General features: G+C 34.6%; 8 protein-coding genes and 1 CRISPR repeat array. All 8 genes read right to left on the bottom strand.

What is annotated here, in order from left to right:
* Positions 1-31: 31 nt before the first annotated feature.
* A CRISPR array of direct repeats spans positions 32-995; the repeat unit is 30 nt; unit sequence GTTTATAACCCACAATGGTTCTACCTAAAC.
* A gap of 114 nt (positions 996-1,109) precedes the next feature.
* Positions 1,110-3,476, bottom strand: coding sequence for a CRISPR-associated helicase/endonuclease Cas3 (locus tag CARFE_RS0111975; RefSeq protein ID WP_028052914.1), 2,367 nt, complete (start codon positions 3,474-3,476; stop codon positions 1,110-1,112).
* Positions 3,436-4,092 carry a type I-B CRISPR-associated protein Cas5b gene (cas5b, locus tag CARFE_RS15765; protein ID WP_051250310.1) on the bottom strand — a complete coding sequence of 219 codons (657 nt, stop codon included), beginning with the start codon at positions 4,090-4,092 and terminating at the stop codon, positions 3,436-3,438. Before cas5b ends, CARFE_RS0111975 begins: the two co-directional genes overlap by 41 nt.
* 66 nt (positions 4,093-4,158) lie before the next feature.
* Positions 4,159-5,202: a type I-B CRISPR-associated protein Cas7/Cst2/DevR gene (gene cas7i / locus CARFE_RS0111965; protein ID WP_028052913.1), complete on the bottom strand. Its 1,044-nt coding sequence runs from the start codon at positions 5,200-5,202 to the stop codon at positions 4,159-4,161.
* Between the two features lie 32 nt (positions 5,203-5,234).
* Positions 5,235-6,668, bottom strand: a complete 1,434-nt coding sequence (locus CARFE_RS0111960) for a hypothetical protein (protein ID WP_028052912.1) — start codon at positions 6,666-6,668, stop codon at positions 5,235-5,237.
* Positions 6,669-7,469 (bottom strand): CRISPR-associated endoribonuclease Cas6, encoded by an 801-nt coding sequence (gene cas6 / locus CARFE_RS0111955; protein WP_028052911.1) that lies wholly within the window; start codon positions 7,467-7,469, stop codon positions 6,669-6,671. It lies immediately after the preceding gene.
* Between the two features lie 353 nt (positions 7,470-7,822).
* Entirely contained in the window at positions 7,823-8,056 is a 234-nt protein-coding gene (locus tag CARFE_RS0111950; RefSeq protein WP_028052910.1) for a hypothetical protein, read from the bottom strand.
* A 69-nt stretch (positions 8,057-8,125) separates the two neighbouring features.
* Entirely contained in the window at positions 8,126-8,395 is a 270-nt protein-coding gene (locus CARFE_RS15120) for a UPF0236 family transposase-like protein (RefSeq protein ID WP_034542118.1), read from the bottom strand.
* Positions 8,396-8,712: 317 nt separating this feature from the next.
* The gene (locus CARFE_RS0111940) at positions 8,713-9,423 is read right to left on the bottom strand and encodes a rhomboid family intramembrane serine protease (protein ID WP_028052909.1); all 711 of its coding nucleotides are present in this window, start codon (positions 9,421-9,423) and stop codon (positions 8,713-8,715) included.
* Positions 9,424-9,540: the final 117 nt, after the last annotated feature.

Below are 9,540 nucleotides of genomic sequence, written 5' to 3'. Positions count from 1 at the left end.
CGCCTACGTTAGTGACGCCATAATTCTCGCAGTTTATAACCCACAATGGTTCTACCTAAACTTTACCATATCTTCTATTATCCCAGAAAGCAAAAGAAGAGTTTATAACCCACAATGGTTCTACCTAAACTGAGGCCCAAACTCCGCTTGTGTGGTTCCCGGTAGTAGTTTATAACCCACAATGGTTCTACCTAAACATTGCTGATGTTGGAGATAAATAATATCTTCCAGTGTTTATAACCCACAATGGTTCTACCTAAACAGTTTATAATTATCATCCAGTAACTAAAGAATATATGTTTATAACCCACAATGGTTCTACCTAAACTTATTAAATTGATTGTATCGGTATCTAATATTTCTTCGTTTATAACCCACAATGGTTCTACCTAAACTGCAACGATAGAACAAAAGAAATTGCCGAAAGTTTGTTTATAACCCACAATGGTTCTACCTAAACCCACAAACATTTCTTTCATTTATTCACCCCCTTTAATGTTTATAACCCACAATGGTTCTACCTAAACTCCGAATCCAATCCAAAATAATATAAAAAATAATATGTTTATAACCCACAATGGTTCTACCTAAACTAAGCGGCGAAATGCTTTTTAAGTTAGCCGATTTTTTGTTTATAACCCACAATGGTTCTACCTAAACTGCCCGGCTGGTTCGATTATTCAGCTTGCGAACACGTTTATAACCCACAATGGTTCTACCTAAACCAAAATAACTTCTGTTATACCAAGCATCCAAATATAGTTTATAACCCACAATGGTTCTACCTAAACTAGCTCCTGTTGTAACTCCCCAGTATTTTTCAATTTCGTGTTTATAACCCACAATGGTTCTACCTAAACGTCATACCAAAAGTTTTACCTTCCCCTAAATTCCCCGTTTATAACCCACAATGGTTCTACCTAAACAATTATTAACGGTAGAAGGGTAAGAACTGCCATTTAGCAGTTTATAACCCACAATGGTTCTACCTAAACCCATCCTGAAAGCCTTAAAAAATAAGGCTTTCAGGATACGAAAACCTCAAAATCGTCGTCGACCTCCGATAGTGTAAAAATCCCTGTTGTGAGACGATTCACAATGTATATGTGCTACATAAAATCTTTTTCTATTACTTTTTTGATTTCCAGTGGTCTGTTTTTGTCCAGACCAATTTCACTGTCATAATAGCACTTTACAAAATTTATCGGAATACCATTTATTTTTTCCTGTTCTATTAATCCTTTTTTCATTAATCCCTGTACAGTTCCCAGCTTCAACGAAATTTTATAAAGTTCCAACTCATAAAAATCCTTGCTGTCTATTAATTCTACCACTTTATCCTTGAAAACAAAAGGATATACCGTTATACCGTCAAACTCTTCATAAAACTGTTTTCTTAAGTCTTTATTATCATATTTTTCGGTAAGCAATTCATTTAAATAGTTATATATCCTCGGATCTAAAAACACTTCATAATCATAACTGCTGTATACTTCATCAAGCATTTTTTGAATTGCTTTTTCTTCAAGTTTAACCGGTGATTCTTTAAATAATTTTAAGGTTTTTTCCACTACTTCTCTATCCCTATAAGGATAACCTTTTTCATTAACATCTTTTTCAACAATAAACACGGGTGCAGGCTCCTTCTTTTCTCTAAAGCGGTTTATGCGTCCAAACCTTTGCAGCAAAGCATCCAGCGGTGCTGGTTCGGTATATAACTCATCATAACTGATATTTAAAGAAACTTCTACTACCTGTGTAGCCACAAGCAATTTATAATCTCCAACCTTTTCTTCTATTTTATCCCTGTCTTTCAAAATAAAATGACTGTGTAAAAGTTTAATATCTTCTTCTTTAATGCAACTGCCAGATAGTTTGTCCTTTAAAATCTTGTACAGATTTTGAGCTGTTTCAACGGTATTGGCAACCACCAGAATTTTTTTCCCGCTTCTTACTTTGAATGCTATTTCATCAACATACTCCATCAGTGTCCCGGGCAACCTGAAAACAATATGCCTGTTAAAAGATGCAAGTTCCTCATCTTCCATTTTTAATACATTTTCAATACCCAATTTTTTAATTATAAACTTCTGTAAATTTGTCGGTATGGTTGCCGACATTATCATAATTTTGGTGTTAAAGTTCTCTTTTAAAAACTTCAAAAAAATAATTAATTTACACACAGCTTCTTTATCGTAAGCGTGAATTTCGTCAACTATAACTCTTGCATTGTATAATTCGGCAAAATTGATTTCATAATCGCCTATATAATAAGCATTTTTCAGCAACTGATAAATAGTGGCTACTTTCACCGGAAAATGAATTTTCCTTATCAAACTTTTTTGCTGGCAAACATTTTTATTTATTTTGTGCTTTTCTTCTTCCGATAACTCTTCAAAAGTTTTTTCTTCAATAAAGTCTTTGCATATCTTAAATGCAGTCTTACTGTGAACCGGCACGACCTTGTCTTTACCGAAAATATTTTGTAATCTCTCCACCATTTTGTTTATACTTGCTATATTGGGTAGCAGATAAAATATTCGGTCATTACCGCTGCCTTTCATATTATTTTTCGCCCAGGATAATGCCGCTTCAGTTTTACCTGAACCTGTCGGTCCAATTAGCAAAACATCACCCTTTATTTTTGAAGCCTTTTCCTGGGTAGAATATAATCTTATTCCTTTTTCAAATATCTTAAAATTGCTGTTTATTTTGATTATTTCTGTTTGTCCGGCAGACGCAAGATGATCGGCAGATTTCATCAGCCCTATCATAAAAATTAATTTGTGCTTTCTTTTCGAATCCTGCACCATATCATATATTCCGCAAAATCTTTGAAAAAACCGGCTCTCGCTGTAATTTTTTATAATATCCAAATCTAAAGTATTACCTGTCAGGCTGTTATAAGTTGTTTTGACATAATCCACATACTCTAAAAATATATCACGATATGCCCTTCTTGCAGGCAAAAGATCTATTTCAAGTAATTTAGCAAGCTCAACTATCCCTTCATTGATTTTTCCTTTTGTTACTTCAATAAACGATTTTTCGATATCTCCAATCCAGTTTTCTTTTAAATCTTTTAAAGATTTGTGGTGTGTTACTATAATTGTATAAATATCAATGATTTCATCATCGTCAAGTTTTTTACCGTTAATGTATATATCATCAATCAAGAAAAGTGAAGCAATTTCGTGCCTGAAGTCCCAGTGCGATTTATTTTGAACCGCAATTTGAAACCCGGGCATTATTTTCCCTAAATCGTGAAGCAGTCCCGCAATATATACTTTTTCAAAAAGAAGATCATCATCAAAGTAAATTCCCGCATTTTTAAAAAGAGTTTTCAGTTCCATCAGAACTTTAACAACCTTTTCCGTATGCTCAATAAGCGTTTCTCCGTCATCTTTTGCAAGAACATCATTTAAACAAGAATAATTAACAAGCGTTGATGAACTCTGGGAAATAAAGATAAACATCCTTGTTTTCTCCTTTTACCGTATAAATATTATCATTTTCAATGCTCACAGGTTGTTTAATAATAATAAACGGTTTTTGGTTTAAAATCTCTCTTGTGTCCAAATCTATTTTCACCGGCATAATAATCGGCACTCCCGAAACCCCTTCCGTACTAACGGGAACTGCCGTATTGTTTATGGTTCCCTTCCCGGTTTTTATAAGATCAACTTCCGTAATCTCTTCTACCGTGGCAAGATCGTGGCTTTGCCCCAGCAATATGGTGTAGCGGGGTTTTTTGAAATAGTCGGTAAAACTTAAATCGGTTAAATACAAATTTAATTCCACATCATATAAAAAGTTCTTAAACCATACAGATGATTCGCCTTTAGCATCTTTTCTCTTCGTTGCTTTATAGTAAGTTTCCGCATCCCATGCTTTTGCTTTATAAGTAAATTCATAGCCGATTTTAAAATCAACATCTTTTATAACTTTCCCTTTGGCTGCCGAAAGCAGTCCTATTAATGAAGAAAGAGGCGGCATTTCGTATGCCAGAATTCTTCCCGTCTTAAAAAATATATTTGTAAAGGTTGCTGTCCAACCGGTAATTTTGACTTTTACGGCTTTTTCAACCTTCATTTTTTCACTCCCTTTTTAATAATTCAGGATATGTACGGACATACCCGTACATATCCTGAAAAGCTGTTAATTACTATCAGCGTTGCGGTAAAAGGCATCTATTTCTTCTGCAAATTGGTCAATTACATTTTTTACAATGTCATTTACAACTTCTATTCCTTCCGCGCTCATTTCCTTAATAAATCTGTCAATTTCTGTTTGCAAACTGTCAAGATATCCTTCGTTTCTTCCGATATAAACTTTTGACTTTAAATCATCCTTATAGGCTAAAAGCATTTTTTTCAGTGCCTCAAAATTAACCTTAAATCCGCGGCCATATTCACCGGCTTCATGTATTACATTAGCCAGAATATTATTACCGCTCTCGACAATAACAAGAATAATGAACTGCGGTGCAATATTTTCAAAGTTATTTGTCAGTTTAGCACCGCCCTGAATATAGTTCAGAGATTTTAAATATTCGCTTACCCGTTTTGCCCTTTCTTCGGCAGTTAAAACAACCACCTTATTTTCTTTATCAATCTTATGGATAATTCCTTTATACTCTTCTTCTTTTTCATATTTTTCAATTAAATCATCGTTGATATTTTGGTAACCGCTTTTGTTGCGGGCTTCAAATCTGCCGACAGCGTCCAAATCAATATTAAATTTCCCTTTAAAATGGGTTTTGTAGACTTCGTACTGGTAAATCATATTATCGCCTTCGGTGCTGGCCGTGTTGAATGATTCTAAAATTTCAACACCGTTTACCGATATCAGGTGCGAAAACTTAAATGGTGCTATCCTTGATAAACCTTGGTCGGTTTCCATATAGCCTCTTAAGTCTTGATTAACATATTTTACAGGATCAACCTCATAATTAACTTTTTTGCCTTCTTTTATTTTTATAGAGTATCTTGCTTTAAATTTATCCATATGCGTTGCCTGATTAAAGTGATTGTAAGACTGTGCAGACACTAAAACATAGGTTTTGCGGTGTCCGTTTGCATCATATGTCACAATTTTCTTTGTTCTGGTAATAGTGGTTCCATCTCCCTTTTTGTCATTTTTCAGGTTATTTAAAGCTCCGGCGTCTACATTAAACATAAAGATTCCCTGCGCAAAATTCATAAAATATTCCTCCTTTATATTTAAGCATTTATTTAGAATACGCTGTCATCGGCAATTTCATATTCCAAATCATTATCAATTTCATCATCTAAATCATCAATATCAGAAACAAACTTTTCATTCGCCAGCAACTCATATATTCTTGCTATAACAATCAACTTTAACATCCGCCAATCGTATGACTCGTTCATAATTACATCAAAAAATTCCTTCGTGCTGTCAAAAGGCTTTTTTAATTCCGCAAGCATTTTTTCCGCTTCACCGGGTTCAAGGTTTTTTGTCAGTTTCCAGCCTTCTGTAACGGTTTTTCTGTAAATATCCACTACCTCTCTGGCAAATTCATAACGGCTGTTAGCGTTTTCCAGGTATTTAATCTTTTTGTAATTGGCATTTGATTTTTTGTAGAATTCCGCCAACCTTTCAGCCAACTTAAAACCATAGTCAATAATATTTTCTGGCATACCCAGTACCTCCTTGAAATAAAGTCTAATAAAATCTAACGAAAAGTTTTCAAAAAGCCATACTCCGAAAGTTTTAAGAGTTTTCTTGCCAAGCAGAAAATTTATATCGCTTAAAAATATCCGATATGCCGGAAAGTATCCGTATTCCAGCGTGTTAATTTTTGAAATGTCGTTTTTGAATTTTATGTCTCTTGCCACCTCTAATATAAAACCGATATTTCTGTCCGGCAGTTCTATAATCTTTAAATCATTTCCTACATCGCGGTTATCATTGTTAAAAATGTAGATATCAACACTCGTTCTGTGCCGGTTGCTCTGGCTGTTTTGAGAGCATTTTGATAATGCTTCATAAACAACCTTATACAATTCGTTTTCATTTTTAAACTTTATTAAATTATTGTTTTCAGTGTAGACAATATCCATAATGCTTTCATAAATTTCCGCATCATCAGTGTGAAAAGCAGTATAGCCTGTTGTCCTATTGTTTTTATCAATAGCGGTTTTAAATAATCCGAACGGCATTACTGTTAAGAAAAATGTACATCTTGTACACCCGAGAAACTCTTTTTTATGGAAAAACTTCGCATTCCAGTTTGTACCGCTGACGAAATACGGCATAAATGTTCGATCCAGCGGATATACTCCCTCATGTTGCCCGCATAAACTACATTTGGTGCCATTGCTTCCTTCACTTGCATTTCCGTCAAGCAATTTGGCATACTCTTCGCTTAAATCAATTGTCGAGTCTCCGTTTTTGATTTTGAATAAGTTTTCCGCAGACTTATAACGAATCGGGTTTCTCGTAATAATAAACAGCAATTCTTTTTGCAAAGCTTTCCAATCATCAGGATTGTTTATATAATGGGTTCTTATTTGATTGGCAAATTTTTTTACATCATTTCCTGTAATAGTTGCAATTGTTCCACCGTTTTGCGCTTTAAGCCATGATTTAAAATAAGCTATACCGACATCTACCAAATAAACACCACTGTAATCAATAGACACTTACACCCTCCCTCCTTTTATTTTCAATTTTTTACTAATAAAGCCAAAGCCCATCATATTTTTTTCTCCGATTCCCGAGTAATAGATCATTTCCATAACTTCAATCGGGGCTTTAATTGTAAATGGAGCCAATTCTCCGTAAATTCGCTGGTCACAGTAGGTAATAAGTTTTGAATGTTTTGCGGCAGTAGCCATATAACTTTCATCAAAACTAAAATCAAAATCAGTTAAATCAATTTCATTCCCATAAAAAGCACTGTACTTTTCCTTTAAATTTCGTTTTAATGCTTCTTTGAATTTCTCCCGATCATCAAGATAGCGCAGGTATTTTGCCTTTCCGGTTGAATGATCCTTAACACTTAAAACTAACGGGGTATCAAGATAAAACATTTCTTCGGTTTTAAATCGCGGTTCCGGTAAAATTTTTACTTCTTCAAAACTAAATTCCGCTTCACCGATTTTTATTTTTCCACTTTTATACAAACCAAGAATAAAATTATCCAAAAATCCTTCAACAAGTGATCTTACTTCAATTGTTACAAACTTACCAACTGAAATAATGCCGTTTTCTTTTAAGGTAAAATCAGAAAAATACGGGCGGGAAAAACATACTCCTTTAAAACTTTTTTTGCCTTTTTTAAAACCAACTTCATGAAGTTCCCGCGAAAACTCCGGCGAATTGCTTGCAAGAGTTTCGTAAATGAATTTTGTTAATGAATAATTAATTTCATCCAGAAGAATATTTTGTTCTTTTTTTGCGGTTCCCGTTATCTTTAAACTTTTTTTGTCGCCAATCTGCATTTTTCTTACCTCCCAGCTTTGGTTCTACCTACTTTTCCCTGCAAACAAAAACAAAAATTTTTATAACTCAAATAATTTGAGACTACCTATTACAAACTAAAACTAAAATAGGTTACTATTATAGTAACCTGAATTTACCACATTGTCAATATAAATTATTGAAAATTTGTAATTTTTACCCCACTAATTTATAACCTACTATGGTCCTACCTAAAACAAATGTTGAACAACCATTTAAAATCAAGTCGAGTTCCAATTAAACTGCAGGCTTTTTTTAGGCCGTTAACCGAATTAACTGACATCCTTGGTAAAATTTAAGCCCCCGCTAACACCAGCGGAGGCTTTTATTGTTTTTAGTTAACTACTTTTACGACAAGGTGATTGATTCTCCCACATGCTTCATACAAATCTACCATCATTACGTTATAAAAAAACATTTTGATTTTTATATGGAAGGTAATATCTTTAAATTTATCTCCGTTATCTTCCTTGTAACCCAAAAACATGTTTACAATTTCTTTTACCGCCAGGTCGCGGAATTCATCAAAGCTCTTGTAATTTGCCGTCTCGGGGATGTACTCTTCCACAAACTCGCCTTCTACACTATTTTCTTTAGGATCATAGCTGTACTCTCCGTAAGCATCGAAACTAAAGTCTTAAAATTCCCCAAAGCTGCTTATTACTCTCTTTGTCCGAAATCCTACTACTTCCCAGCTACCCCGTTCCCGTTTCTCCATTACTCGCTTATCTATCTCCTCCAATGCCCAACTTAACATCCGGTTACATATCTCCTGACTTAGTTCATGAATTCCTTTCTCGATTTCATAAAAATCTTTGCTCTTCGTAATTATTTTTTCCATTTCGCTCACAAAAAGAAGGATTGCTCCTACTATTTGGCGAATATTTATTAAATAAATATCTTTCATAAGAGACCTCACTCTCCTTCAACTTTTTCTTCTTTTCTTCCTCTGGTGAGGTCTTTTTTTCTTCTTCTTCCTCCTTTTTTCCTCCTCCCACCTACTTAAATTTTACACGGCCGGAATTTTTATCCTGGCAAATAAACGGAGAAAAAATTTGAAGAAGGAGAAAAAGGAAAAGTCTTCGAGCAAGATTTACGGAGCTGATGCCCCCTTACCGAAGACTTTCCCATAACAACGCACATTGACGTATTTCCGCCAAATACTTTATAAGCACTTCCTCAAAATTCGCTGCAGTTCCACAGTAAGAATCAAAGAATAATTTCCTAAACAATAAAATAGTCGTCGAAATAAATAGTCCTTTTTCGCCGTTTATACTTTGGACCCACTAACATCCCAAATAAAAAACCTCCGATATGGGCCCACCACGCTATCCCAAAGCCAAAAACTGGGCCAAATAAAGTTAAGATGCCATTGGATAGCTGCGAGATATACCATAAGCCAATATAAATGAAAGCCGGAACGTCAATAAAAATTGGGATAAAAATTAAAAAAAACAAAGTCACAATTTTAGCAAAGGGAAAAAGGACAAAGTAAGCCCCCATCACTCCGGCAATTGCTCCCGAAGCCCCAACTGCAACAATGTCCGAAGTAAAATTAAATACGTAATGCGCTGTCATTGCTACAATCCCGCTTAAAAAATAAAACAATAAAAATTTTAAGTGCCCCATGCGTTCTTCCACATTATCCCCAAAAAGCCAGAGAGCCCACATATTGCTAATAAGATGCATAAAGCTTCCATGTAAAAACATACTGGTAAAAATGGTTACTCCACTCCAGACTACCTCTGATAATAAACCTTGTCTTAATCCTTCGGTCAGGCGCAGGGGAGTAAAACCAAAGGTATGCAAAAAAAGCTCGCTCGTCTCCCGGGGAAGTGAAATTTGAAAAATAAATACAAGCACATTGGCCAGGATTATTAAAATTGTCATCACCGGAAATTTTCGGCTCGGGTTTACATCTCTTAAAGGTATCATCTTTATTCTCCTTTTCTCTTTACAGAGTTAATTTAGATTGGAGGCTTTAAAGTCGGGGGTAGAGATAATAGAATTTACTTCTTTTTCATCAAAGATAGTCATAAAAATACTTTTTTT

Origin of the sequence: Carboxydothermus ferrireducens DSM 11255 (assembly GCF_000427565.1) — a bacterium.
GTDB lineage: Bacteria > Bacillota > Z-2901 > Carboxydothermales > Carboxydothermaceae > Carboxydothermus > Carboxydothermus hydrogenoformans.
Note: the sequence above shows the minus strand (reverse complement) of the source record. Positions and strands in the feature narration are given on the sequence as shown.